Origin of the sequence: Serratia sp. YC16 (genome assembly GCF_009707615.1) — a bacterium.
In the GTDB taxonomy this organism is placed as follows: Bacteria; Pseudomonadota; Gammaproteobacteria; order Enterobacterales; family Enterobacteriaceae; genus Serratia; species Serratia surfactantfaciens.
Genome location: NZ_WLYN01000015.1, coordinates 1 through 24,960, shown reverse-complemented (window position 1 = coordinate 24,960; position 24,960 = coordinate 1). Strand labels below are relative to the sequence as shown.

The 24,960-nt window shown below is 59.8% G+C and carries 28 protein-coding genes; 22 read left to right on the top strand and 6 right to left on the bottom strand.

The genetic code is table 11. The annotated features are described in order from the left end of the window. Nucleotides 1-42 precede the first annotated feature (42 nt). Entirely contained in the window at nt 43-675 is a 633-nt protein-coding gene (gene crp, locus GKN89_RS22910; RefSeq protein WP_004090925.1) for a cAMP-activated global transcriptional regulator CRP, read from the bottom strand. A gap of 382 nt (nt 676-1,057) precedes the next feature. Here crp and GKN89_RS22905 point away from each other — a divergent pair, with 382 nt between their 5' ends. Continuing rightward, entirely contained in the window at nt 1,058-1,465 is a 408-nt protein-coding gene (locus tag GKN89_RS22905; protein WP_004930372.1) for an OsmC family protein, read from the top strand. Nucleotides 1,466-1,503: 38 nt separating this feature from the next. Here GKN89_RS22905 and GKN89_RS22900 read toward each other — a convergent pair whose 3' ends face one another. The 3 genes from GKN89_RS22900 to GKN89_RS22890 all read right to left on the bottom strand — a co-directional run bounded on the left by GKN89_RS22900 (nt 1,504) and on the right by GKN89_RS22890 (nt 3,735). Continuing rightward, complete coding sequence (locus tag GKN89_RS22900; RefSeq protein ID WP_004930374.1) at nt 1,504-2,373, bottom strand: phosphoribulokinase; 870 nt, start codon at nt 2,371-2,373, stop codon at nt 1,504-1,506. Nucleotides 2,374-2,524: 151 nt separating this feature from the next. Next, nucleotides 2,525-2,758, bottom strand: coding sequence for a YheU family protein (locus GKN89_RS22895; RefSeq protein WP_019456138.1), 234 nt, complete (start codon nt 2,756-2,758; stop codon nt 2,525-2,527). After that, the gene (locus tag GKN89_RS22890; protein WP_019456137.1) at nt 2,755-3,735 is read right to left on the bottom strand and encodes a hydrolase; all 981 of its coding nucleotides are present in this window, start codon (nt 3,733-3,735) and stop codon (nt 2,755-2,757) included. The genes GKN89_RS22895 and GKN89_RS22890 overlap by 4 nt, the downstream gene beginning before the upstream one ends. Nucleotides 3,736-3,854: 119 nt before the next feature. Between GKN89_RS22890 and GKN89_RS22885 the strand changes: the two genes are divergently transcribed. The 6 genes from GKN89_RS22885 to tauD all read left to right on the top strand — a co-directional run bounded on the left by GKN89_RS22885 (nt 3,855) and on the right by tauD (nt 8,815). Further along, nucleotides 3,855-4,457 (top strand): LysE family translocator, encoded by a 603-nt coding sequence (locus GKN89_RS22885; RefSeq protein WP_063918409.1) that lies wholly within the window; start codon nt 3,855-3,857, stop codon nt 4,455-4,457. A gap of 10 nt (nt 4,458-4,467) precedes the next feature. Then, nucleotides 4,468-5,250, top strand: a complete 783-nt coding sequence (locus tag GKN89_RS22880) for a PhzF family phenazine biosynthesis protein (RefSeq protein ID WP_019456135.1) — start codon at nt 4,468-4,470, stop codon at nt 5,248-5,250. 114 nt (nt 5,251-5,364) lie between these two features. After that, the gene (tauA, locus tag GKN89_RS22875) at nt 5,365-6,360 is read left to right on the top strand and encodes a taurine ABC transporter substrate-binding protein (protein ID WP_154747832.1); all 996 of its coding nucleotides are present in this window, start codon (nt 5,365-5,367) and stop codon (nt 6,358-6,360) included. A gap of 9 nt (nt 6,361-6,369) precedes the next feature. Continuing rightward, nucleotides 6,370-7,137 (top strand): taurine ABC transporter ATP-binding subunit, encoded by a 768-nt coding sequence (gene tauB, locus GKN89_RS22870; protein WP_019456133.1) that lies wholly within the window; start codon nt 6,370-6,372, stop codon nt 7,135-7,137. Beyond that, nucleotides 7,134-7,970, top strand: a complete 837-nt coding sequence (gene tauC, locus GKN89_RS22865; RefSeq protein WP_019456132.1) for a taurine ABC transporter permease TauC — start codon at nt 7,134-7,136, stop codon at nt 7,968-7,970. The genes tauB and tauC overlap by 4 nt, the downstream gene beginning before the upstream one ends. Next, nucleotides 7,967-8,815 (top strand): taurine dioxygenase, encoded by an 849-nt coding sequence (gene tauD / locus GKN89_RS22860; protein WP_154747831.1) that lies wholly within the window; start codon nt 7,967-7,969, stop codon nt 8,813-8,815. Before tauC ends, tauD begins: the two co-directional genes overlap by 4 nt. 3 nt (nt 8,816-8,818) lie before the next feature. Here the strand turns inward: tauD and GKN89_RS22855 are convergent, their stop codons facing one another. Then, nucleotides 8,819-10,732: an ABC transporter ATP-binding protein gene (locus tag GKN89_RS22855; protein WP_019456130.1), complete on the bottom strand. Its 1,914-nt coding sequence runs from the start codon at nt 10,730-10,732 to the stop codon at nt 8,819-8,821. A gap of 129 nt (nt 10,733-10,861) precedes the next feature. Here GKN89_RS22855 and kefG point away from each other — a divergent pair, with 129 nt between their 5' ends. From kefG to GKN89_RS22820, 7 genes are all read left to right on the top strand, one after another. Next, entirely contained in the window at nt 10,862-11,413 is a 552-nt protein-coding gene (gene kefG, locus GKN89_RS22850; protein ID WP_025159909.1) for a glutathione-regulated potassium-efflux system ancillary protein KefG, read from the top strand. 2 nt (nt 11,414-11,415) lie between these two features. Beyond that, nucleotides 11,416-13,224: a glutathione-regulated potassium-efflux system protein KefB gene (gene kefB / locus GKN89_RS22845; protein WP_019456128.1), complete on the top strand. Its 1,809-nt coding sequence runs from the start codon at nt 11,416-11,418 to the stop codon at nt 13,222-13,224. Nucleotides 13,225-13,238: 14 nt separating this feature from the next. Continuing rightward, nucleotides 13,239-13,442 carry a YheV family putative zinc ribbon protein gene (locus GKN89_RS22840; protein WP_015379274.1) on the top strand — a complete coding sequence of 68 codons (204 nt, stop codon included), beginning with the start codon at nt 13,239-13,241 and terminating at the stop codon, nt 13,440-13,442. Nucleotides 13,443-13,554: 112 nt separating this feature from the next. Next, nucleotides 13,555-14,142 carry a peptidylprolyl isomerase gene (slyD, locus tag GKN89_RS22835; RefSeq protein WP_004930407.1) on the top strand — a complete coding sequence of 196 codons (588 nt, stop codon included), beginning with the start codon at nt 13,555-13,557 and terminating at the stop codon, nt 14,140-14,142. Between the two features lie 92 nt (nt 14,143-14,234). After that, on the top strand, nt 14,235-15,263 hold the full coding sequence (locus GKN89_RS22830) for a LacI family DNA-binding transcriptional regulator (protein ID WP_019456127.1): 1,029 nt from the start codon (nt 14,235-14,237) through the stop codon (nt 15,261-15,263). 122 nt (nt 15,264-15,385) lie between these two features. Next, complete coding sequence (gene nhaC / locus GKN89_RS22825) at nt 15,386-16,825, top strand: Na+/H+ antiporter NhaC (protein ID WP_154747830.1); 1,440 nt, start codon at nt 15,386-15,388, stop codon at nt 16,823-16,825. Nucleotide 16,826: 1 nt separating this feature from the next. Next, nucleotides 16,827-17,999 carry a MalY/PatB family protein gene (locus tag GKN89_RS22820; protein WP_154747829.1) on the top strand — a complete coding sequence of 391 codons (1,173 nt, stop codon included), beginning with the start codon at nt 16,827-16,829 and terminating at the stop codon, nt 17,997-17,999. A gap of 15 nt (nt 18,000-18,014) precedes the next feature. Here the strand turns inward: GKN89_RS22820 and GKN89_RS22815 are convergent, their stop codons facing one another. Next, nucleotides 18,015-18,242, bottom strand: a complete 228-nt coding sequence (locus tag GKN89_RS22815; protein WP_019456124.1) for a protein SlyX — start codon at nt 18,240-18,242, stop codon at nt 18,015-18,017. A gap of 356 nt (nt 18,243-18,598) precedes the next feature. Here GKN89_RS22815 and fkpA point away from each other — a divergent pair, with 356 nt between their 5' ends. The 8 genes from fkpA to fusA all read left to right on the top strand — a co-directional run bounded on the left by fkpA (nt 18,599) and on the right by fusA (nt 24,854). Beyond that, nucleotides 18,599-19,438 (top strand): FKBP-type peptidyl-prolyl cis-trans isomerase, encoded by an 840-nt coding sequence (gene fkpA, locus GKN89_RS22810; RefSeq protein WP_019456123.1) that lies wholly within the window; start codon nt 18,599-18,601, stop codon nt 19,436-19,438. A 347-nt stretch (nt 19,439-19,785) separates the two neighbouring features. Next, the gene (locus tag GKN89_RS22805) at nt 19,786-20,508 is read left to right on the top strand and encodes a transcriptional regulator (RefSeq protein ID WP_019456122.1); all 723 of its coding nucleotides are present in this window, start codon (nt 19,786-19,788) and stop codon (nt 20,506-20,508) included. Beyond that, nucleotides 20,508-20,897: a sulfurtransferase complex subunit TusD gene (gene tusD / locus GKN89_RS22800; RefSeq protein ID WP_019456121.1), complete on the top strand. Its 390-nt coding sequence runs from the start codon at nt 20,508-20,510 to the stop codon at nt 20,895-20,897. The genes GKN89_RS22805 and tusD overlap by 1 nt, the downstream gene beginning before the upstream one ends. A 7-nt stretch (nt 20,898-20,904) precedes the next feature. Beyond that, on the top strand, nt 20,905-21,264 hold the full coding sequence (gene tusC, locus GKN89_RS22795; protein ID WP_063918427.1) for a sulfurtransferase complex subunit TusC: 360 nt from the start codon (nt 20,905-20,907) through the stop codon (nt 21,262-21,264). 9 nt (nt 21,265-21,273) lie between these two features. Beyond that, nucleotides 21,274-21,561, top strand: coding sequence for a sulfurtransferase complex subunit TusB (gene tusB, locus GKN89_RS22790; protein WP_019456119.1), 288 nt, complete (start codon nt 21,274-21,276; stop codon nt 21,559-21,561). 143 nt (nt 21,562-21,704) lie between these two features. Then, nucleotides 21,705-22,079 carry a 30S ribosomal protein S12 gene (gene rpsL / locus GKN89_RS22785; RefSeq protein ID WP_004930426.1) on the top strand — a complete coding sequence of 125 codons (375 nt, stop codon included), beginning with the start codon at nt 21,705-21,707 and terminating at the stop codon, nt 22,077-22,079. A gap of 96 nt (nt 22,080-22,175) precedes the next feature. Then, nucleotides 22,176-22,646 (top strand): 30S ribosomal protein S7, encoded by a 471-nt coding sequence (rpsG, locus tag GKN89_RS22780; RefSeq protein ID WP_004956203.1) that lies wholly within the window; start codon nt 22,176-22,178, stop codon nt 22,644-22,646. A gap of 93 nt (nt 22,647-22,739) precedes the next feature. Beyond that, on the top strand, nt 22,740-24,854 hold the full coding sequence (fusA, locus tag GKN89_RS22775) for an elongation factor G (RefSeq protein ID WP_025159914.1): 2,115 nt from the start codon (nt 22,740-22,742) through the stop codon (nt 24,852-24,854). Nucleotides 24,855-24,960: the final 106 nt, after the last annotated feature.

Sequence of the window (24,960 nt, the reverse complement as noted above, 5' to 3'; positions counted from 1 at the left end):
AGCAGATAAAAAACGGCGCAGATTGCGCCGTTTTTTCAGGGATTAACGGGTGCCGTAGACGACAATGGTTTTGCCGTGGGCGGAAATCAGATTTTGGTCTTCCAGCATTTTCAGAATACGGCCAACGGTTTCGCGCGAGCAGCCGACGATCTGGCCGATTTCCTGACGGGTGATTTTGATCTGCATGCCGTCCGGGTGAGTCATTGCGTCGGGTTGCTTCGCCAGATTCAGCAAGGTTTGCGCGATGCGGCCGGTAACGTCCAGGAAGGCGAGGTTGCCCACTTTTTCGGAAGTGACCTGCAGGCGGCTCGCCATTTGGGCGGACAGACGCATCAGGATGTCCGGGTTCACCTGGATCAGCTGGCGGAATTTCTTGTAGGAAATTTCGGCCACTTCACAGGCGGTTTTCGCGCGAACCCAGGCGCTGCGCTCCTGGCCCTCTTCGAACAATCCGAGCTCGCCGATGAAATCCCCCTGGTTGAGGTAGGACAAGATCATCTCTTTACCTTCTTCATCCTTGATCAGCACCGCGACGGAGCCTTTCACGATGTAGTAAAGCGTTTCGGCCTTTTCACCTTGGTGAATCAGCGTACTCTTCGATGGATATTTGTGGATATGGCAATGAGACAGGAACCATTCGAGAGTAGGGTCTGTTTGCGGTTTGCCGAGAACCATTCGCTGTTATCCTCTGTTGTTATCGCTGCCTTGTGTCACAGGGGTCAGAGTTCCCTGTAAAACCCGCCTGTAGCCGCTGTTATGAGCGAGGGCTACCGGCAAGTTTTGAGGCGTGTCATAAAAATACGCTGTCGCTCTAGCATATTAACTTGCCGTAAGCGCTGCAAGCTACATTCTGTTAACATACCGGTAAAGGAGCCTTTCTCTGGGCGTTTCCCTGAAATGCAGTGTCCCGGAAAGATTTATTGCGGCTCTGTTTGTAGCACAGAGTAAGGCGGGTGTCTCGTGTTGTCTCGCTTCAGCATGATTAGCATCAGGTTACGTTGCCTGTTTCTATGCGAAAGCGTACTCTGATTTTAAGAAATCAACCGGAGTGACCAGAATGCAGGCAAGAGTTAAATGGGTGGAAGGGTTAACGTTTTTGGGTGAATCGGCCTCCGGCCATCAGGTACTGATGGACGGCAACGCCGGCGATAAAGCGCCCAGCCCGATGGAGATGGTGCTGATGTCGGTAGGCGGCTGCAGCGCGATCGACGTGGTGTCCATCCTGCAAAAAGGGCGCAATGACGTGCGCGATTGCGAGGTGAAGCTGACCTCCGAGCGCCGCGAAGAAGCCCCGCGGCTGTTCACCCATATCAACCTGCACTTCATCGTCACCGGTCAGGATCTGACCGACAAGATCGTAGAGCGAGCGGTGAACCTGTCGGCGGAGAAATACTGCTCGGTGGCGCTGATGCTCAACAAAGCCGCCACGGTGACCCACAGCTTCGAGATCCGCCAGCCGGCGTAATCGAGACGGAGCGCGGCCAGCCGCCGCGCTCAATGCGCTTATTCGATCTTCTTGCCTTCCAGCAGCCGCTGCACCAACGGCGCCATGATCAGCTCCATCGCCAACCCCATCTTGCCGCCCGGCACCACCAGCGTATTGATGTGCGAAATAAACGATCCTTGCAGCATCGCCAGCAAATAGGGGAAGTCTATCTGATCCAGCCCGCGGAAGTGGATCACCACGAAGCTTTCATCCAGTGACGGAATGGCCTTGGCAGCGAACGGGTTGGAGGTGTCCACCGTCGGCACGCGCTGGAAGTTGATGTGGGTGCGCGAGAACTGCGGCGTGATGTAGTTGATGTAGTCTTCCATCGAACGCACCACCGAATCCATTACCGCTTCGCGGGAGTGGCCGCGCTCGCCGGTATCGCGGATCAGCTTCTGGATCCATTCCAGGTTGACGATCGGCACCACGCCGACCAGCAGATCGACATGTTTGGCCACGTCATGGTGCTCGGTGACCACGCCGCCGTGCAGCCCCTCGTAGAACAGCACGTCGGTCGGCGCCGGCAGCGGCTCCCACGGGGTGAAGGTGCCCGGCACCTGATTGTACGGCACCGCTTCGTCGTAGGTGTGCAGGTACTTGCGCGAACGGCCGGTGCCGTTCTTGCCGTAGTCGATAAAGCTTTGTTGCAGCAGGCCGAAGTCGTTGGCCTCGGGGCCGAAATAGCTGATGTGTCTGCCCAGATCGCGCGCCTTGCGGATCGCCGCGTCCATCTCCGGCCGGGTGTAGCGGTGGAAACTGTCGCCCTCCAGCTCGGCGGCGCGAATGTTGAGCTGCTGGAAGATTTTGCGGAACGCCACGCTGGTGGTGGTGGTGCCGGCGCCGCTGGAACCGGTCACCGCGATAACGGGATGTTTGGCAGACATGGTGGTTGTCACTCCGTGTTGAATGCGCCGGCGTCAGGGGATTATTGTGGCTCTTGTTGACGCTCTCTATGTCAGGAAAAAATGGTGCGCGCTGGTTTGCAATGCCCCATTGTTACCTGATTTTTTCCGTCAGTCATAGAACCGAGCGCCACTAAATTTCTTCTTGCCCGGCGCGGAACTGGCCGCGTGGCATGATGTTGACGCTCTCGTGCAGTTCCGACCACACCAGCACCACGTCGCCGTTTTTCAGCTGGCGGCGCACGTCCTCCACCTTCTGCTCCAGCGAGCGCTCGTGCTCGCCATAATCGGTGCCTTCGCGCAGTACAAAGGATTCGATCAGGCTGTTCAGGGTATCGGTTGTCAGCTCTTGCCAGGGAATGATCACGTCGGGATGTCCAGATAAGGGGAAAGCCAGGCCGGAATGCGATGCTCCAGCCACATGTGCGGTTTTTTCAGCGTGCCGCCGACGAAGCCGACGTGGCCGCCGTACTCGGTCAACTGGTATTCGATATTGCGCGGCAGGCCGGCGACGTCGGGGATCACCTCATGGGTCATGAAGGGATCGTCCTTCGCATGGATGATCAGCAGCGGCGTCTGGACAGCCGGCAACAGCGGCAGGGCGCTGCAGCGGCGATAATAGTCGATAGCGTCGCTGAAGCCGTGAATGCGCGAGGTGATGGCGTCGTCGAATTCGCGGATGCGCCGCAGGCCGTTAAGCTGTGACAGCTTGAGCGGCAGGGTGTCCGGGTAGTGCAACAACTTACGGGTGGCGTTTTGTTTCAACTGTCCCAGCAGGTAGCGCTGATAAACGCGAGAGAAGCCTTGCTCCATGCGATAGGCGCAGGGCTCCAGCATCAGCGGCGCCGAGACCACCACCGCCGCCTGCAGCAGGCTGTCGGCGCCTTGCTGCGCCAGATAGCAGGCCAGCATGTTGCCGCCGAGCGAAACGCCTACTGCCGCGGTCGGCACCTCGCCGTAGCTGTCGCGCAGCCAGCGCAGGAAGAAGCGCGCGTCTTCGGTTTCACCGGAGTGGTAGATGCGCTGCTTGCGGTTGGGCACGCCGCTGCAGCCGCGAAAGTGCATCACCACGCCGAGCCAGCCGCGCTCGCGCCAGGCGTTGAGCAGGCCGTGCGCGTAGGGGCTGTAGAAGCTGCCTTCCAGGCCATGAAACAGCACTGCGCGCGGTTTGTCGCGCGCCTGCGCCGGATCCTCGCTCCAGGCGAGATCGACGAAATCGCCGTCGGGCAATTCCAGCCGTTGCCAATGCGGTTTCAATAACACGCGGCGGCGCACCAGCCGCGGCAACAGCGTTTGCAGGTGCGGGTTACTGGCCCCGGTCAGGGGGCGAAAGACGTCATGCATAGGTTGAGTAAAAATGTTGTTGGCGACTATTGTGAGATCCCAGACGCACTGTTAGCTTCAATACCAATAACTAACAATGATACTGCAAAAAAGCGCCTTGGGTGAGGAGCACCCGTGCCATGGAACCGAGTTTATTCCTGTCGATGCTGGGCTTCCTGTGGGTGGCCGCCATCACGCCCGGCCCCAATAACCTGCTGCTGACCACCTCCGGCGCGAACTTTGGCTTTATGCGATCGCTGGGGCTGATGATCGGCATCATGCTCGGCATGCAAAGCATTTTGCTGTTGGTGGCCTTCGGCGTCGGCAGCCTGATCCTGGTCTATCCGTCGCTGCACCTGATCCTGAAAATCCTCGGCAGCCTGTACCTGCTGTGGCTGGCGTGGAAAGTGGCCACCGCCGCCTATGAAAAGCTGGAAACCGAGGTGGCGCCGCCGCAGCCGGTGCGGCTTTATCAGGGCTGGCTGCTGCAGTTCCTCAACCCGAAAGCCTGGCTGATGGCGTTGGGCGCAGTGGCGAGTTTCAGCCTGGCGGGCGACAGGTATAACGGTTCCATTGCGGCGATTGCGCTGGGCATTTTGGCGGTGAACATCGTCGCCGGCATTATCTGGCTGGCGTTCGGCACCGTGATCGGCCGCCTGCTGCACAGCAAAAAAGCCTGGGTTATCTTCAACGTTTCCATGGGGTTGTTGACTGCAGCCTGTGTGTTACTGATCTGGCATTAAGGAGCGAACGATGGCGGAAAACTATTATCACGTGGTCGCCTTTACCGGCGAAGGGCTGCGCGGCAACCCGGCCGGGGTCTGTCTGCTGACGCAACCGCTGCCGACGGAGCGGCTGCAGGCGATCGCCAACGAGATCGGTCTGCCGGAAACCAGCTTTGTCTGGGATGATGGCGACATGACCGCCATTCGCTGGTTTACCCCGGAACGCGAGGTCGATCTTTGCGGCCACGGCACGCTGGCGGCGGCGCATGTCATGTTCAGCGCGGTTAACCCGGCGCTGCAGGATATTCGTTTCCGTTCGGCCGGCGGCGAGCTGTTCGTCAAGCGCGATGCGCAGGACCGGGAGCGGCTGGTGCTTGATTTCCCCGCCCGGCCGCCGCAGAAAGTCGCCGAGCCGGCGGGCCTTTCGGCGCTGTTGGGCGTGCAACCGCAAGAAGTGTGGCAGGCGAAAGCGCTGCTGGTGGTGGTGGAAAACGAGGCGCAGGTGCGCGCGCTGCGGCCGGACATTCCCGCGCTGATCGCACTGGCCGGGCGGGCGGTGATCGTCACCGCGCCGGGTGACGCGGTGGACTTTGTGTCGCGCTATTTCACCCTCGACGGCGGCGAGGATCCGGTCACCGGCTCCGCACACTGCACGCTGATGCCTTACTGGACGGCGCGTCTCGGCCGCCATCGCTTGCATGCCCGGCAGATCTCGGCGCGCGGCGGTGAGCTGTTCTGTGAACTGCAAGGGGACCGCACGCTGCTTGGGGGCTATGCTCACGTGTTCTTGCGCGGGACGATCGCGCTGTAATTTACCCTAATATTACTTAAGGTAATAAAGAAGACTTTTTTATTCTTTTATCGCCCGTCATCGCTCAGATAAAACTGTCAGCAACTGAACAGATTTTTATCAACGGAGCGGAACATGGCGGGCAAACTCTTTTCCTTACGCAACGCGGCGCTGTTGGCGTTGTCGCTCAGCGCGGCCAGCGCCTACGCGGTGGACGTGACCGTGGCGTATCAGACGTCGGCGGAACCGGCCAAGGTGGCGCAGGCGGAAAACAGCTTCGCCAAACAATCCGGCGCGACCGTCGACTGGCGTAAGTTCGACAGCGGCTCCAGCGTGCTGCGCGCGCTGGCCTCCGGCGACGTGCAGATCGGCAATATCGGCTCCAGTCCACTGGCGGTGGCCGCCAGCCAAAAACTCCCCATCGAAGTGTTCCTCATCGCCTCGCAGCTCGGCAGCTCCGAAGCGCTGGTGGTGAAGAATGACATCAAAAGCCCGCAGGATCTGATCGGCAAGCGCATCGCGGTGCCGTTTATCTCCACCACCCATTACAGCCTGCTGGCTTCGCTCAAACATTGGGGCATCAAGCCTGAGCAAGTGAAGATCCTCAATCTGCAGCCGCCCGCCATCGCCGCCGCTTGGCAGCGCGGCGACATCGACGGCGCGTACGTCTGGGCGCCGGTGGTCAATGAACTGGCCAAGCAGGGCAAGGTGCTGACCGACTCCGCGCAGGTAGGCGAATGGGGCTCGCCGACGCTGGACGTGTGGGTGGTGCGCAAGGACTTCGCCGAGAAACATCCCGACGTGGTGACCGCCTTTGCCGCCAGCGCGCTGCAGGCGCAACAGGCCTACCTGGCGGCGCCGGAACAGTGGCTGAAAGATCCGAACCATCTCAGCACGCTGGCGCGCCTGAGCGGCGTGCCGCAAGCGCAGGTGCCGGAGTTGGTGAAGGGGAACCGTTATCTGCCGGTGGCGGATCAGGTTGCCCAGCTCGGCCAGCCGGTGGATAAGGCGATCCGCGATACCGCCGAATTCCTCAAGCAGCAGGGCAAGATCCCGCAGGTCGACAGCGACTACAGCGCGTATGTGACCGACCGTTTTGTGAAACAGGTGCAGGCTGCGCCGCAGTCGTAAGGAAGCAGGATGCTAAACGTCAATCATCTTTCAGCAGAGTATCAGGGGCGGCCGGCGCTGCGCGACGTGTCGTTCCAGATCGCCGCCGGGCAACTGGTGGTGGTGCTCGGCCCGTCGGGCTGCGGCAAGACCACGCTGCTGAATTTGATCGCCGGGTTTATCGAGCCTTCAGCTGGCAGCATCACGCTGGATGGAACGCCCGTTCACGGCCCGAGCGCCGAGCGGGGCGTGGTGTTCCAGCATGAGGGCTTACTGCCGTGGCGCAACGTGGTGGACAACGTCGAATTCGGCCTGCAGTTGGCCGGCGTCGGCAAGGCGCAGCGTCGCCAGGTAGCAGAGCAGATGCTGCAGCGCGTGGGGCTGGCCGGTTACGAACGGCATTTTATCTGGCAGCTTTCCGGCGGCATGCGTCAACGCGTCGGCATCGCCCGCGCCCTGGCCGCCGATCCGCGCCTGCTGTTGCTGGACGAGCCGTTCGGCGCGCTGGACGCGTTCACCCGCGAGCAGATGCAGGAGCTGTTGTTGACCATCTGGCGCGACACCGGCAAGCAGGTGCTGCTGATCACCCACGATATCGAAGAGGCGGTGTTCCTCGCCAGCGAGCTGCTGCTGTTGTCGCCGGGGCCGGGGCAGGTGGTGGAGCGGCTGTCGCTGAACTTCGGCCAACGCTATGCCGACGGCGAAGCCTGCCGCGCGATTAAGTCCGATCCTGAATTTATCGCGCAGCGCGAATACGTGCTGGGCAAAGTTTTCCAACAGCGCGAGGCCTTGCTATGAGCCTGCATTCCACTCTGAAGGCCGCGGCGCAGCCGCAGGACAAGCCGGTACGCCGTTTCAGCGTACCGCGCAACGTTTGGCTGAGCGGCGCCACGCTATTGACGGTATTGATCGTCTGGTGGGGCGTGACGGCGCTGCAGCTGATCAGCCCGCTGTTTTTGCCGGCGCCGCAGCAGGTGCTGCACCAGCTGATCACCATCGCCAGCCCGCAGGGCTTTATGGACGCCACGCTGTGGCAGCATCTGGCGGCCAGCCTGGGACGCATTTTGGTGGCGCTGTTGGCGGCGGTGATCGTCGGCATTCCGGTGGGCATCGCCATGGGGCTGAACGACACGGTGCGCGGCATCCTCGATCCGCTGATTGAGATCTATCGTCCGGTGCCGCCGCTGGCCTATCTGCCGCTGATGGTGATTTGGTTCGGCATCGGCGAAACCTCGAAGATCTTGCTGATTTATCTGGCTATCTTCGCACCGGTGACGCTCTCCGCCGTGGCCGGTGTGCGCAGCGTGGCGCAGGTGCGGGTGCGCGCCGCCCGCGCGTTGGGCGCTACGCGCTGGCAGGTGCTGCGTTTCGTGGTGTTGCCGAGCGCGCTGCCGGAGATCCTGACCGGCATTCGCATCGGGCTGGGCGTCGGCTGGTCGACGCTGGTGGCCGCCGAACTGATCGCCGCCACGCGCGGCCTGGGATTTATGGTGCAATCCGCCGGTGAGTTTCTGGCGACCGACGTAGTGTTGGCCGGCATCGGCGTGATTGCGGTGATTGCTTTTGGTCTGGAGCTGGGGCTGCGCGCCCTGCAGCGTCGATTGACCCCGTGGCATGGAGTACAGCAATGAACGAACGTCTGAATATCACCCCGCTGGGGCCTTACATCGGGGCGCTGGTGGAAAACGTCGAATTAGCCCGGCCGCTGGGTGACGGCCAGTTTGAACAGCTCTATCATGCGCTGCTGAAGCATCAGGTGCTGTTCTTCCGCAATCAGCCGATCACGCCGCTGCAGCAGCGCGATCTGGCCGGCCGCTTCGGCGATCTGCATATTCATCCGGTCTATCCGCACGCCACCGACGTGGAAGAGATCATCGTGCTCGATACCCACGACGACAACCCGCCGGACAACGATAACTGGCACACCGACGTGACCTTTATCGAGAACCCGCCGCTGGGGGCGATCCTGGCGGCCAAGACCTTGCCTTCCACCGGTGGCGATACGCTGTGGGCCAGCGGCATCGCCGCCTACGAGGCGCTGTCGACGCCGTTCAGAACGCTGTTGGCGGGGCTGCGCGCGGAGCATGACTTCACCAAGTCGTTCCCGGAGCACAAGCATCGCGGCAGTGACGAGGAACATCAGCGCTGGCAACAGGCGGTGCAGAAAAACCCGCCGCTGCTGCATCCGGTGGTGCGCACCCACCCGGTCAGCGGCCGGCAGGCGCTGTTCGTCAATGAAGGATTCACTACGCGGATCGTCGATCTGGCGCCGAAGGAGAGTGACACTTTACTGAATTTCCTGTTTGCTCACATCACCAAACCGGAGTTTCAGGTGCGCTGGCGCTGGCAGGAGAATGACGTGGCGATCTGGGATAACCGCGTGACGCAACACTACGCCAACGCGGATTATCTGCCGCAGCGGCGCATCATGCACCGCGCGACCATTCTGGGGGATAAACCTTTTTACAAGGCCTGAGGCTTAGGCGTCGAACGCCTGCGTTAGCTGCTCCAGCTGTTCCTGCGCATCCAGCCAGGTCATTTCCGTCTCTTCCAGCGCGGATTTGGCCTGGCTTTGCTTTTGCAGGCAGTCGGTCAGCTCGGCCTTGCGGCTGATGTCGTACAGTGCGGAGTCCGCCAACTGCTCTTCCACCGCCGCCAGTTCGGCGCCCAGTTTTTCCATCTGCTGTTCCAGTTTGGCGATCTGCTTGCGCAGCGGTTGGGTCTGGGTGCGGAATTCCGCCTCGCGGCGTTTTTGATCCTTGCGCGCCTGTGCGCTGTTGCCACCGCTCTCTTTTTCCGGTGCGTCCTGCTGGCTTTCCTGACGCTGCAGATCGATCAGCCACTGCTGGTAGTCGTCGAGGTCGCCCTCGAAAGGCTCGACCTGGCCGTCGTGCACCAGATACAGATCGTCGGTGGTGGAGCGCAGTAGATGACGGTCGTGCGATACCACCACCAACGCGCCTTCGAAATCGATCAGCGCCTCGGTCAGCGCCTGGCGCATGTCGAGATCCAGGTGGTTGGTCGGTTCATCGAGCAGCAGCAGGTTCGGGCGCTGCCAGACGATCAGCGCCAGCACCAGCCGCGCCTTCTCGCCGCCAGAGAACCGCTCGGTCATTTCGCTGACCTTGTCGCCCTGGAAGCCGAAACCGCCCAGATAGTCGCGCAGCTGCTGCTCCAGCACCCTTGGGGCGATGCGGCTCAGATGTTGCAGCGGCGATTCGTCGGCGCGCAGGAATTCCAGCTGGTGCTGGGCGAAGTAGCCCAGCTTGATGCCTTTCGCCAGGCCGATCTCGCCGCTCAGCGGTTCCAGGGTGCCGGCCAGCAGTTTGATCAGCGTCGATTTGCCGGCGCCGTTGCGGCCGAGCAGGCCGATGCGCGATCCGGGCACCAGGTTCAGCTTGATTGACTTCAGGATCACTTTCTCGCCATAGCCGGCGCTGACCTTTTCCATGCGCAGCAGCGGGTTCGGCAGGCTTTCCGGCGGACGGAAGCTGAAGGTGAACGGATTGTCGACGTGCGCCGGGGCGATCAGCTCCATGCGCTCCAGCATCTTGATACGGCTCTGCGCCTGCTTGGCCTTGGTGGCCTGCGCGCGGAAACGGTCGATATAGCTTTGCAGGTGCGCCACTTTCTCTTGCTGGTGCTGATACAGCGACTGCTGCTGCGCCAGTTTGGTGGCGCGCTGGCGTTCGAACGAAGAATAGTTGCCGGTGTACTCGTTCATCGTCTGCTGTTCGATATGCAGGATCTTGTCGACGATCGGATCGAGGAAGTCGCGGTCGTGCGAGATCAGCACCAGCGTGCCGGGATAGCTTTTCAGCCAGCGCTCCAGCCAGATCACCGCGTCGAGATCCAGGTGGTTGGTCGGTTCGTCGAGCAGCAGCAGGTCCGAACGGCACACCAGCGCCTGTGCCAGGTTAAGGCGCATGCGCCAGCCGCCAGAGAAGTCGCGTACCGGGCTTTGCAGCTGTTCGTTGGAGAAGCCGAGGCCGTGCAGCAGACTGGCGGCGCGGGAACGGATGGTCCAGGCGTCGATGGCGTCCAGCTTGCCGTGCAGGGTGGCGATGGCGTGGCCGTCGTTGCGGTCGTTGGCCGCCTGCAGTTCGGCTTCAAGCTGGCGAAACTCGCGGTCGCCGTCGATAACATACTCGATCGCCGGCACGTCCAGCGCCGGCGTCTCCTGGTTGACCCAAGCCAGCGCCCAGTTGCCGGGGAAGGTGAAACTGCCGCCGTCCGCCGCGATCTCGCCCTTCAGCAGCGACAGCAGCGTGGATTTGCCGCAGCCGTTTTTGCCCACCAGGCCGACCTTCTGACCGGGATTAACCGTCGCCGTGGCGTTGTCCAGCAGGACGCGAATGCCGCGTCGGATTTGTAGCGAGGAGAATACAATCATAAAGCGCCGTATGTTCAGAGTATGTTAAATTATCATTAAGGTAACAGAACGCGCACCGCGCGCTGTTTTTGTCTTTGCGATGCATGGTAACGGAAAACCGCTACCCTGACGACGCTTTGGAGGGGAATGATGTCGCAGCCGCCCAAGGTCTTGCTGCTGTATGCCCATCCGGAATCCCATGACTCGGTGGCGAACCGGGTTTTGCTTCGACCGGCGCAGCAGTTGGAACATGTCACCGTGCACGATCTTTACGCGCACTATCCTGATTTTTTTATCGATATCCATCACGAACAACAGCTGCTGCGTGAGCATCAGGTCATCGTGTTTCAGCATCCTCTCTATACCTACAGCTGCCCGGCGCTGCTGAAGGAGTGGCTGGATCGGGTCTTGTCGCGCGGCTTCGCCAGCGGGGTGGGCGGCAATGCGTTGGCGGGCAAATACTGGCGCTCGGTGATCACCACCGGCGAGCCGGAAGGCGCCTATCGCACCGGCGGTTATAACCATTATCCGATGGAAGATATCCTGCGGCCGTTCGAGTTGACCGCCGGAATGTGCCATATGCACTGGTTGACGCCGTTCGTGGTGTATTGGGCGCGGCGGCAGAAGCCGGAGGTGCTGCGCAGCCATGCGGACGCCTACGGCGAGTGGCTGAGCCACCCGCTGCCGCACGGAGGGCGGTGAGCATGGAAGGATCAACCTTACTGACCGCCATTTTACTGTTCCTGTTCGCCGCGGTGGTGACGGTGCCGATCGCTCGTCGCCTGGGGATCGGCGCGGTGCTGGGCTATCTGATCGCCGGCATCGCCATCGGCCCCTGGGGATTGGGCTTCATTCGCGACGTTGACGAGATCCTGCACTTCTCCGAACTGGGCGTGGTGTTCCTGATGTTCATCATCGGCCTGGAGCTGAACCCCAGCAAGCTGTGGGAACTGCGGCGCTCGATCTTCGGCGCCGGCGCCGGCCAGGTGTTGATCACCGCGGCGGTGCTGGGCGCGTTGTTGTACCTGACGCACTTTGCCTGGCAGGCGGCGGTGATCGGCGGCGTCGGTCTGGCGATGTCCTCCACCGCGATGGCGCTGCAGCTGATGCGCGAGAAGGGCATGAACCGCAACGAAGGGGGGCAGCTCGGCTTTTCGGTGCTGCTGTTCCAGGATATGGCGGTGATCCCGGCGCTGGCGTTGATCCCGATTCTGGCCGGCGCGGGTGGCACCAGCGACGATTGGGCGAAAATCGCGCTCAAGGTGGCGGCGTTCGGCGGCATGCTGATCGGCGGCCGCTTCCTGCTGCGGCCGCTGTTCCGCTATATCGCCGCTTCCGGCGTGCGCGAAATCTTCACCGCCGCGGCGCTGTTGTTGGTGCTCGGCTCGGCGCTGTTTATGGAGACGCTCGGCCTGTCGATGGCGCTCGGCACCTTCATTGCCGGCGTGCTGCTGGCGGAGAGCGAATACCGCCACGAGTTGGAAATTTCCATCGAGCCGTTTAAAGGGCTGCTGCTGGGGTTATTCTTTATCTCGGTGGGTATGGTGTTGAATATCGGCGTGCTCTACACCCACCTGGCCGAAGTGTTGATCGGCGTGCTGGCGCTGGTGGCGGTCAAATCCGGCGTGCTCTACGGCGTGTCGCGCCTGTTCGGCCTGCGCAGCTCGGTGCGCCTGCAGTTCGCCGGCGTGCTCAGCCAGGGCGGTGAGTTCGCCTTCGTGTTGTTTTCTGCGGCGGGCGCCCAAAAGGTGCTGCAGCCGGATCAACTCTCTTTACTGCTGGTGGTGGTGACGCTGTCGATGATGACCACGCCGCTGCTGATGCAGGCCATCGACCGCATTTTGGCGCGCCGATACAACGCCAAGGACGAGGATGAGGAAACGCCGTACGTGGAAGACGACGATCCGCAGGTGATCATCGTCGGCTTCGGGCGTTTCGGCCAGGTGATCGGCCGCCTGCTGATGGCCAACAAGATGCGCATTACCGTACTGGAGCGCGACGTCAGCGCCGTTGGCGTACTGCGGCGCTACGGCTACAAGGTTTATTACGGCGATGCCACCGAGCTGGAGCTGTTGCGCGCGGCGGGCGCCGAGAAGGCCAAGTCGATCGTGATCACCTGCAATGAGCCGGAAGACACCATGGAGATCGTGCGGCTGTGCCAGCAGCACTTCCCGAACCTGAGCATTCTGGCGCGCGCGCGCGGCCGCGTGGAGGCGCATGAGTTGCTGCAGGCGGGGGTGAAACAGTTCAGCCGCGAGACCTTCTCCAGCGCGCTGGAACTGGGGCGCAAGGCGCTGATGGAGTTGGGCATGCACCCGCATCAGGCCTTCCGCGCCCAGCAGCATTTCCGCCGCCTGGATATGCGCATGCTGCGTGAACTGATGCCGCCGCATCAGGGCGACGTGGCGCAAATTTCCCGCGTGAAAGAGGCGCGGCGCGAGTTGGAAGAGCTGTTCCATCGCGAAATGCAAAAAGAAAGTCGCCAGTTCGACGGCTGGGATGAATATGAATAAGCGGGAGCATAACGATGTCTGCAACACGTAAGAGATTTATCGCCGGGGCGGTGTGCCCGAGCTGTAGCGCCATGGATACGCTGGCGGTGTGGCGGGAGGATCAGGTGGAAGTGGTGGAGTGCGTCAAGTGCGGCCATCATCAGCGCCAGACCGAACAACAGGTGGAAAAACACGTTCGCCCGCAAGAGCAGGTGATCGGCATTTTCCAGCCGAAGTAGCGTTTTTTTATCCCGGAGGGTACAGCGCGACAGATTTCCGTTACAATCTGTCCGGAAAAGGCGCGCATCCCGATAACGGTGTGCGTCCTAGTAGCCAACGGTAGGAGATATCATGAAAGTAGCAAAAGACTTGGTGGTCAGCCTGGCTTACCAAGTACGTACAGAAGACGGTGTTTTGGTTGATGAGTCTCCGGTGAGCGCACCGCTGGACTATCTGCACGGGCATGGTTCTCTGATCGCAGGTCTGGAAAAAGCACTCGAAGGCCACGACGTTGGCGATCGTTTTGACGTTCACGTCGGCGCGAACGACGCGTACGGCAACTACGACGAAAACCTGGTGCAGCGCGTACCGAAAGACGTCTTCATGGGCGTTGACGAACTGCAGGTCGGCATGCGTTTCCTGGCTGACACCGATCAGGGTCCGGTACCGGTTGAAATCACCGAAGTTGACGGCGACCACGTTGTGGTTGACGGCAACCACATGCTGGCCGGCCAAAACCTGAACTTCAACGTGGAAGTTGTCGCGATCCGCGAAGCAACTGCAGAAGAACTGGCACACGGTCACGTACACGGCGAGCACGACCATCACCACGAACACGGTGAAGGCTGCTGCGGCGGTCACGGCCACAGCCACGATCACGACCATGGTCACGACCACGGTAAAGGCGGTTGCGGTAACGGCGGTTGCGGCTGCCACTAAGCAGAACGCGATCACGAGACAAGAGGGCGGCCATCGGCTGCCCTTTTTTATGCGCGGCGCGCCGGGCGCCGAACAGCACGACAGGACATGTCATGGCCACCATGAAAGACGTTGCGCGCCGTGCCGGCGTTTCCACGGCCACCGTCAGCCGGGTGATCAATAATACCGCCTACGTTGAGCCGGTGACCCGCGAGCGTGTCGAGAAGGCGATGCGCGAGTTTAACTACCACCGTAACGCCGCCGCGCTGGCGTTGGCGAAAAGAAGCGGCAATATGCTGGGGCTGCTGACCGGCAACCTCGACGATCCGTTTTTCTCGCGCCTGGCGCGAGGCGTGGAAGACATCACGCGGCAGGCCGGCGTGCGCCTGATGCTGTGCAGCGGCGGACATCAGGCGGAGCTGGAAAAAAGCGGCCTCGACTTTCTCATCAACCAGGGATGTGAGGCCATCGTGGCACACGTCACGCGCATGAGGGAGGACGAACTGCTGCGTTACGCTGCTCACACGCCCGCGCTGGTGCTGATCAACCGCTACCTGCCCGCCATCGCCAACCGTTGCATCTGGCTCGACAACGCCAATGCGGCGCAGGCGGCGACCGAATTGCTTATTCGTCAGGGGCATCGAAGAATTGCCTGCGTGACGGCGGATCTGCCGATCGACGATCGCGCACAGCGGTTAACGGGTTACCGCCAGGCCATGGCGGCCGCCGGCATTGAGGTGCCGGGTGCCTGGATCATCAGCGTGCCCTTCAACGAAAGAGGGGGCGAACTGGCGGCCGAGCGCGTTTTGGGCAGCGATCAACGCTTTACCGCGGCGGTGACGTTCAACGACGTGATGGCCGCCGGCATGATGCGCACCTGCCACCAACGGCAAATTCAGCTGCCTGAGGCGCTGTCGATCGTCGGCTTTGACGACATTGCCCTGGCGAAATATCTCCACCCCTCGTTGACCACCGTGCATTACCCCATCGAAAAAATGGCCCGCCGCGCCGCGCGCCTGGCGCTACAGATCCACAGCGGCAGCGGCGTTGCGCCGCAGAACAACCGCTTTTCGGCCGAACTTATCCTGCGAGACTCCGTGGCCGCGGGCGAGCCGCATGAGCAAAGCAAGCGCGGTGAATGAGAGGCGGCTCACACAATTTTATTGCATGAAACCGATTACATGGGCAGTTGTCTGCGCTCACATCCTCCGGTTATCGAAGCCATTACGCTGTTGCAGTACCCCATCTTCAACAGGAGCCGTATATGGATAATAAGAAAACGCTCAACCTTGGGTTGGCGACGCTGCCGATTGTGGCCATGCTGTTGCTGCTCATCATCGGCTATGGCCAGTTTGGCCTGCGCATTGAACCGCTGCTGCTGGTGTCCGCCGCTATCGCCGCCGCGTTGGCCTGGTGGCAAGGCTACCGCTGGGACGACATCATCGAGGCCATCGTGGCCAAACTGGCGAAGGCCATGCCGGTGATCATGATCCTGATCTGCGTGGGCGGCCTGATCGGCACCTGGATGATCAGCGGCACTATCCCTTACATGGTGTATTGGGGGCTGAAGCTGATCAGCCCGCAATATATTCTGATCGCCGCGTTCTTCATCACCAGCGTGATCTCGGTATGCACCGGCACCTCCTGGGGAGCGGCCGGCACCGTGGGCGTGGCGCTGATGGGCGTGGCCGCAGGTCTGGACGTGCCGCTGGCCGCCGCGGCCGGGGCGGTGGTGTCCGGCGCTTACTTCGGCGACAAAATCTCGCCGCTGTCCGACTCGACGAACTTCGCGGCCATCGTCGCGGATACCGATCTCTACAGCCATATCCAGCATCTGATGTACACGACGTTGCCGAGCTTCATCCTGGCCGCCGTGGTGTACCTGATCGCCGGGCACACCGGCGCGGTGGCCAGCGTGGCTACGCCGGAAAAAGTGACCGAAATCGTCAGCGCGCTCGAGGGGCTTTACCATTTCAATCTGCTGCTGATCCTGCCGCCGGTGCTGGTGCTGTGGGGCGCGGTGACCAAACGGCCGGTGATCCCCGTCATGCTGGCCGCCTGCGCGCTGGCGATCGCCATCAGCGTCGCGCTGCAGGGCTTTAGCCTGCAGCAGGGGCTGAATGCGTTGATGGACGGTTTCAATCTGTCGATGTTCGCCGCCCAGGGCCACAACGTCGAGGGGATCGTCGCCGACGTGCCGCGCCTGCTTAACCGTGGCGGCATGTTCTCGATGATGAGCACGATCCTGCTGGTGTTCTGCGCCTTCTCCTTTGCCGGCGCGTTGACGCTGACCGGCGCGCTGACGGTGATCATCAGCCGACTGCTGAAAGTGGTGCACACCACCGGTCAATTGATCGCCGCTACCGTTGCCACCACCATCCTGGTGACCGGTGCGACCAGCGACGGCAAGCTGGCGCTGCTGATCCCGGCGGAGCTGTTCAAAGGGGCCTATCGTCGCATGGGGTTGGACAATAAAAACCTGTCGCGTACCGTCGAGGACGCGGGCACCGTCATCGAACCGCTGATCCCGTGGACGGCCGCCGGCATCTACATGGCGACCACGCTGGGAGTGAGCACGCTCGATCTGTTGCCGTGGGCGATTCAATGTTATGCCGCGGTGGTGTTCGCCCTGATTTATGGCTTCACCGGCTTCGGTATCGCCAAACTCCAGCCTCAGAACGATTTGCAGCGTAAGGAAGCCTGACATGACGACTAATTTCAGCGCCATTATCGACCGTCACAACACCGGCTCCGTGAAGTGGGACTTCATCGACCGCTATTTGCAACTGGACGGCAGCGAACTGCTGCCGATGTGGGTGTCCGATTTCGACTTTCCGTGCCCGCCGGAGGTGCAGCAGGCGCTGCATCAGCGGGTGGAACACGGCGTCTTTGGCTACAGCGAGCGCGACGACGCCTACTATCAGGCGGCGATCGACTGGTTCACCAAGCGGCACGATTTACCGCTGCGGCGCGAGTGGTTCACCTCGGTTGAAGGGGTGGTGCCCGGGTTGGCGATGCTGATCCAACTGCTCAGCCAGCCGGGGGACGGCGTGGTGGTGCAGGGGCCGTACTATGGCTCGTTCGCCAAGATAATCACCATGAACGGCCGAGAAGTGCTTGAAAATCCGCTGCAGGAAACCCCGCAGGGATACCGGATAGATTTTGACCGGCTGGCCGCCTGCCTGGCGCAGCGTAAGCCGCCGCTGCTGCTGTTGTGTAATCCGCACAATCCGACCGGCCGTTGCTGGACCCGCGATGAGCTGGAGCGGTTAATGGCGCTTTGTCACGCCCACGACGTCACGGTGATCTCCGATGAAATCTGGGCCGACCTGCTGCTGCCCGACGAGACGTTTACCTCGGTATTGCATCTGAACGAGGACTATCGCGAAAGGGTGATTGTGGCGACGTCCGCCAGCAAAACCTTTGGCCTCTCCTCGCTGCGCATTTCGAATTTCCTGATCCCCAACGCCCAGCTGCGGCAGGCGTTTGTTGATCGACTGAACGCTCACGGCCTTGATGTGTTCAACGCGCTGTCGATGGTGGCGGCGACTGCGGCTTATCAACGTGGCGCGGTTTGGCTTGACGAGCTGCTCGGCTATCTGGCGGAAAATCGGCGCTGGTTTGCGCAGGCGCTCGCGGCCGCCGCCCCCTGGTGCACCTTGACCCGGGCCGAAGGAACCTATCTCGCCTGGCTGGATTGCCGCGCTCTGGGTTTGAGCGATGTGGAATTGCAGCGAGCGCTGGTGGAGGAGGCGAAGCTGGCACCGTCGATGGGCTGCGGTTTCGGCCCGCAGGGGAGCGGCTTCATTCGCATCAATTTGGGATGCCCGCGCCAGTATCTCGAGCGCGCCGTCGCCGGGCTGGCGCGCCTGAAATGAGCGCATGGCGGGCTATCAATAGTGCGGCGGAGGCGTTTCTTCCGATTGCGAGGCGATCATCGAGGTTTGGGTCGAACGCAGCTTGTCGGTCAACATGCGCAGGTGTTCGCGCATCTTCAGCATTTCCATTTGATGCTGAATGACCGTTTGGTTGAGCTCTTCGATGGTGAGCTCTTGAAAGGCCTGACGGCTTTCCAGTTCTTCAAGCCGCTGTAGCAGACCTTGAATGTCGTGATTGTGCATGAGGCTACCTCTGACGCGATAAAATCCTGATTCGGCGCTATGGTAACAGCTGGCGCCGGGTTTGCTCGCGCTATTTCTCTGGTCGGCGCGCAACGTTGCGATCGGCAGTGTAAAGTGCTGAAAAGTTATGCGCTCGATATGCCGTTTTTTGCTAACCTCGCCGAATATTCTGCAAGAAAAATCTGATTTATCATGTGAGTAGCGCGGGATGGGAAACTTCTTGGCAAAGTGGGAGTCACACTTTGACTCGATTGGTTACCTGTGCGACTGTTTTGTTTTGTTTCAGGCAGCTATAGTAGCCCGGTTATCTTACCTAATGATTGTTTGGGGCATTGCTTCAGACACTGGAGAAATGGATGAAATCTTTGTTTAAAGTCACGCTTCTGGCAACCACCATGGCTTTTGCTCTGAATGCGACCCAGGTCATGGCAGCCGATGCCGCCAAACCGGCAGAAGCCGCTAAACCAGCGGACGCGGCAGCAGCGCCAAGCACCGGCAAGTTCAAAAACGACGACGAGCAAGCGGCTTACGCACTGGGCGCCTCTCTCGGCCGTTACATGGACAACTCTCTGAAAGAGCAAGAGAAGCTGGGCATCAAACTGGACAAAGATCAGCTGATCGCCGGCGTCCAGGACGCGTTCGCCAACAAGAGCAAGCTGAACGACGCCGATATCGAGAAGACCCTGCAGGGCTTCGAAGCGCGCGTGAAGGCTTCCGCTCAGGCGAAGATGGAACAGGACGCCAAGGACAACGAAACCAAAGGCGCCAAGTACCGTGACAGCTTCGCCAAAGAAAAAGGCGTGAAGAAAACCGAATCCGGTCTGCTGTACCAGGTAGAGAAGCCGGGCGCAGGTGAAGCGCCGAAAGACAGCGACACCGTAGTGGTGAACTACAAAGGCACCCTGACCGACGGCACCGAGTTCGATAATTCCTACACCCGCGGCGAGCCGCTGTCGTTCCGTCTGGACGGCGTGATCCCAGGCTGGACCGAAGGTCTGAAGCACATCAAGAAAGGCGGCAAAATCAAGCTGGTGATCCCACCGGCGCTGGCCTACGGCAAAACCGGCGTTCCGGGCATCCCGGCTAACTCCACGCTGGTGTTCGACGTTGAGCTGCTGGACGTGAAAGCGGCGCCGAAAGCCGACGCTAAAGCCGAGAAACCGGCTGACGCGAAAGCAGGCGCCAAAGCGAAATAATCTCGTCGCTCTGTTTGCCACCGCCGCGGATGCCCTCCGCGGCGGTTTTCATTTCGGCCGCCGCCGCCTCTCTCTCCATTGAACGCTTGACGCCTGCCGGGCATCGGGCTTAACGTCAATACCACGCGCAAACGCAAGGACTTTGCTCCGGCCGCTTTGCTAGACTAATAATTCTGACTTATCAGTCATGCGTCTGCCCCTTAGGGCGTGTACCTAAAATTGTTCCCGGCCGCTTCATGTCGATCTCAGCCAACTGCGCTGCGCATGTCTGACGACGGCCGCGAGCCGGTCCGAGCGATTTTAGCTGCGCCCCCTGGCACAGGCGATCTATGAGGGTGGTATCTTCGATGTCGAATTCGCTTTTATCCAGCGAAGCCAGCGAACTTGATTTGCTGAATGAACGTCCGTTTACTCAAACGGATCATGAAATCCTGAAATCCTATGAAGCGGTGGTCGACGGGCTGGCGATGCTGATCGGCGGCCACTGCGAGATCGTATTGCACGCGCTGGAAGACCTGAACAGTTCGGCGGTGCGCATCGCCAACGGGGAACACACCGGGCGCAAAATCGGCTCGCCGATCACCGACTTGGCGCTGCGCATGCTGCACGACATGGCCGGCGACGACAGCAGCGTGTCGAAAGCCTACTTCACGCGAGCCAAGAGCGGCGTGCTGATGAAGTCGGTGACCATCGCCATTCGCAATCGCGAACAACGGGTGATCGGCCTGCTGTGCATCAACATGAACCTCGATGTGCCGTTCTCACAGATCATGCAGACCTTTATGCCGCCGGCCACGCAAGACGTGCCGTCGTCGGTGAATTTCGCCTCTTCTGTCGACGATCTGGTGGCGCAGACGCTGGAGTTCACCATCGAAGAGGTGAACGCCGACCGCTCGGTGTCCAATAACGCCAAGAACCGTCAGGTGGTGCTAAACCTCTATGAGAAAGGCATCTTCGACATCAAGGATGCGATCAACCAGGTGGCGGATCGTCTGAATATCTCCAAACACACCGTCTATCTGTACATCCGCCAGTTCAAGAGCGGCGATCTGTCGGGAAGCGACCGTTGATGCTCGATTATTGTCTGTTGGTCACCGGCCCGGCTTACGGCACGCAGCAGGCCAGCAGCGCCTATCAGTTCGCTCAGGCTTTGCTGGCGAAAGGGCACCGTCTTTCCAGCGTCTTTTTCTACCGTGAAGGGGTGCTGAACGCCAACCAACTGACCGCGCCCGCCAGCGACGAGTTCGATCTGGTGCGCGCTTGGGCGCAGCTGGCGCAGCAACACGGCGTGGCGCTCAACGTCTGCGTGGCCGCCGCGTTGCGCCGCGGCGTCTCCGATGAGCAGGAGGCGGCGCAACAGGGGCTGGCAAACGCCAACCTGCAGCCAGGTTTTATCCTGAGCGGGCTGGGTTCCCTGGCCGAAGCGTCGCTGAGTTGCGACCGTCTGGTGCAGTTCTGAGGATATGATGAAACGAGTCGCTTTTGTTTTCACCCACGGGCCGCATGGCGGCGCCGGCGGCAGGGAAGGGCTGGACGCGCTGCTCGCCACGTCGGCGCTCAGTGAAGATCTAGGGGTGTTTTTTGTTGGTGACGGCGTGCTGCAGCTGTTGCCGGGCCAACAGCCGGAAAAAATTTTGGCGCGCAATTACATCGCCACCTTCGGCGTGCTGCCGCTGTATGACGTGGAACGGTGCTATCTGTGCCAGGCTTCGCTGCAGGAGCGCGGGCTGGGCCAGGTGACCGATTGGGTGCTGGACGCCGAGGTGCTGGCGCCGGACGAACTGCGCCGCGAACTGGCCGGCTACGATACCGTGATGACGTTTTAGGATCTTCTGATGCTGTATACCCTGAGCCATTCGCCAAACCAATGTGACCTGCCTGCGCTGCTGCGCCTGACGGCGGAGGGCGACGCGCTATTGCTGCTGCAGGATGGCGTGCTGGCAGGCCTTGCCGGCAGCGCTCATCTTGAATTGCTGCTCGCCGCCCCCATATCCCTTTATGCGCTGCAGGACGACCTGGAAGCCCGGGGATTGGTTGGTCATTTTTCGCACAAAATCACTGTCGTCGGCTATAATCACTTCGTTGAATTAACCGAACAACACCGCAGCCAAATGGCCTGGTGATGAGAGTGATGTTGTATATTTCTTGACACCCATACTGGTCAGCCATAAAATTCTGCGTCCTCGTACTTTGCCAGTAGTGCATACGAGGGGATTTATCACATGTTTACGAAGCTAGTACGAAGCAAAAACCAGGAGCTTTTTTAATGGCAACAATTAACCAGCTGGTTCGCAAACCACGCTCTGTGAAGGCTGCTAAAAGCAACGTTCCAGCGCTGGAAGCCTGCCCGCAGAAACGTGGCGTATGCACCCGCGTATATACCACTACCCCGAAAAAACCAAACTCCGCACTGCGTAAAGTTTGCCGTGTGCGTTTGACCAACGGTTTCGAAGTAACTTCCTACATCGGTGGCGAAGGCCACAACCTGCAGGAACACTCCGTAATCCTGATCCGTGGCGGTCGTGTAAAAGACTTGCCAGGTGTGCGTTACCACACCGTCCGTGGTGCACTTGACTGCTCCGGTGTTAAAGACCGTAAGCAAGCTCGTTCCAAGTACGGCGTGAAGAAGCCAAAGGCTTAATGGTTCTCCGTTAAGTAAGGCCAAACGTTTTAACTTTAATGTCAAAATAAACTCGTAGAGTTTTGGACAATCCTGAATTAACAACGGAGTATTTCCATGCCACGTCGTCGCGTAATCGGCCAACGTAAAATCCTGCCAGATCCTAAGTTCGGATCTGAGCTGCTGGCCAAATTTGTAAATATCCTGATGGTAGACGGTAAAAAATCTACTGCAGAAGCAATCGTCTATACCGCGCTGGAGACCCTGGCTCAGCGTTCTGGTAAAGATCACCTGGAAGCTTTCGAAGTCGCTCTCGACAACGTTCGCCCGACTGTAGAAGTTAAGTCGCGTCGCGTTGGCGGTTCTACTTATCAGGTACCAGTTGAAGTCCGCCCGGTTCGTCGTAATGCTCTGGCAATGCGTTGGATCGTTGATGCTGCACGTAAACGCGGTGATAAATCCATGGCTCTGCGCCTGGCGAACGAGCTGTCTGACGCAGCAGAGAACAAAGGTTCTGCTGTTAAGAAGCGTGAAGACGTTCACCGTATGGCCGAAGCCAACAAGGCGTTCGCCCACTACCGCTGGTAATCACCACGCGATAGTTATGCTAACCAAGCGGGCGCGTCAAATCGGCCCGCTTGGGTTAACTGAACTTGAACGCCCTAGGAATAGAGGAATCAAATGGCTCGTACAACACCCATTGCACGCTACCGTAACATCGGTATCAGTGCTCACATCGACGCCGGTAAAACCACCACTACCGAACGTATTCTGTTCTACACCGGTGTAAACCACAAAATCGGTGAAGTTCATGACGGCGCTGCCACCATGGACTGGATGGAACAGGAGCAGGAGCGTGGTATTACCATCACTTCTGCAGCGACTACTGCCTTCTGGTCTGGTATGGCCAAGCAGTTCGAACCGCACCGCGTAAACATCATCGACACCCCAGGGCACGTTGACTTCACCATCGAAGTAGAACGTTCCATGCGTGTGCTGGATGGTGCGGTAATGGTTTACTGTGCTGTTGGTGGTGTTCAGCCACAGTCTGAAACCGTATGGCGTCAGGCTAACAAATACAAAGTGCCACGTATCGCGTTCGTTAACAAAATGGACCGTATGGGTGCTAACTTCCTGAAAGTTGTAGGCCAGATCAAATCTCGTCTGGGCGCCAACCCTGTTCCTCTGCAGCTGGCTATCGGCGCAGAAGACAAATTCACCGGCGTTATCGACCTGGTGAAAATGAAGGCGATCAACTGGAACGAAGAAGACGCAGGCGTAACCTTCGAATACGAAGACGTGCCGGCTGACATGATGGACCTGGCTGAAGAATGGCGCCAGAACCTGATCGAGTCCGCTGCGGAAGCTTCCGAAGAGCTGATGGAAAAATACCTGGGCGGCGAAGAGCTGACCGAGGAAGAAATCAAATCCGCTCTGCGTCAGCGCGTGCTGAACAACGAAATCATCCTGGTTACCTGTGGCTCTGCGTTCAAGAACAAAGGCGTACAGGCGATGCTGGATGCGGTAATCGAATACCTGCCGGCACCAACTGACGTTCCTGCGATCAACGGTATCCTGGACGATGGCAAAGACACTCCGGCTGAGCGTCACGCAAGTGATGACGAGCCGTTCTCTGCGCTGGCGTTCAAAATCGCTACCGACCCGTTCGTGGGTAACCTGACCTTCTTCCGCGTGTACTCCGGCGTTGTTAACTCCGGCGACACCGTGCTGAACTCCGTTAAGGCTGCGCGCGAGCGTTTCGGCCGTATCGTTCAGATGCACGCCAACAAGCGTGAAGAGATCAAAGAAGTTCGCGCAGGCGACATCGCCGCTGCGATCGGTCTGAAAGACGTGACCACCGGGGACACCCTGTGTGATCCAGACTCTCCAATCATCCTGGAGCGTATGGAATTCCCTGAGCCGGTAATCTCTATCGCCGTTGAACCAAAAACCAAAGCTGACCAAGAAAAAATGGGTCTGGCTCTGGGCCGTCTGGCTAAAGAAGACCCGTCATTCCGCGTATGGACTGACGAAGAGTCTAACCAGACCATCATCGCCGGTATGGGTGAACTGCACCTCGACATCATCGTTGACCGCATGAAGCGTGAATTCAACGTTGAAGCTAACGTGGGCAAACCTCAGGTAGCTTACCGCGAAGCGATTCGCGCGAAGATTACCGATGTTGAAGGTAAGCACGCCAAGCAGTCTGGTGGTCGCGGTCAGTACGGTCACGTTGTGATCGACATGTACCCACTGGAGCCGGGCTCTAACCCGAAAGGTTACGAGTTCGTCAACGACATCAAAGGTGGTGTAATTCCTGGCGAATACATCCCTGCCGTTGATAAAGGCATCCAGGAGCAGCTTAAGTCTGGTCCGTTGGCTGGTTACCCGGTAGTAGACATGGGTATTCGTCTGCACTTCGGTTCTTACCACGACGTTGACTCCTCTGAACTGGCGTTTAAACTGGCCGCGTCTATCGCCTTTAAAGAAGGCTTTAAGAAAGCGAAACCAGTTCTGCTTGAGCCTATCATGAAGGTTGAAGTTGAGACTCCAGAAGAGAACACCGGTGACGTTATCGGTGACTTGAGCCGTCGTCGCGGCATGCTGCGCGGTCAGGAATCTGAAGTGACTGGCGTTAAGATCCACGCTGAAGTACCGTTGTCCGAAATGTTCGGCTACGCAACTCAGCTGCGTTCTCTGACTAAAGGTCGCGCATCATACACCATGGAATTCCTGAAGTATGATGATGCACCGAACAACGTCGCTCAGGCCGTAATCGAAGCCCGTGGCAAATAAGCCGCAGGGTTAAAACCAAAGTCCCGTGCTCTCTCCAGAAGGGGAGAGCGCTATAGTAAGGAATATAGCCGTGTCTAAAGAAAAATTTGAACGTACAAAACCGCAC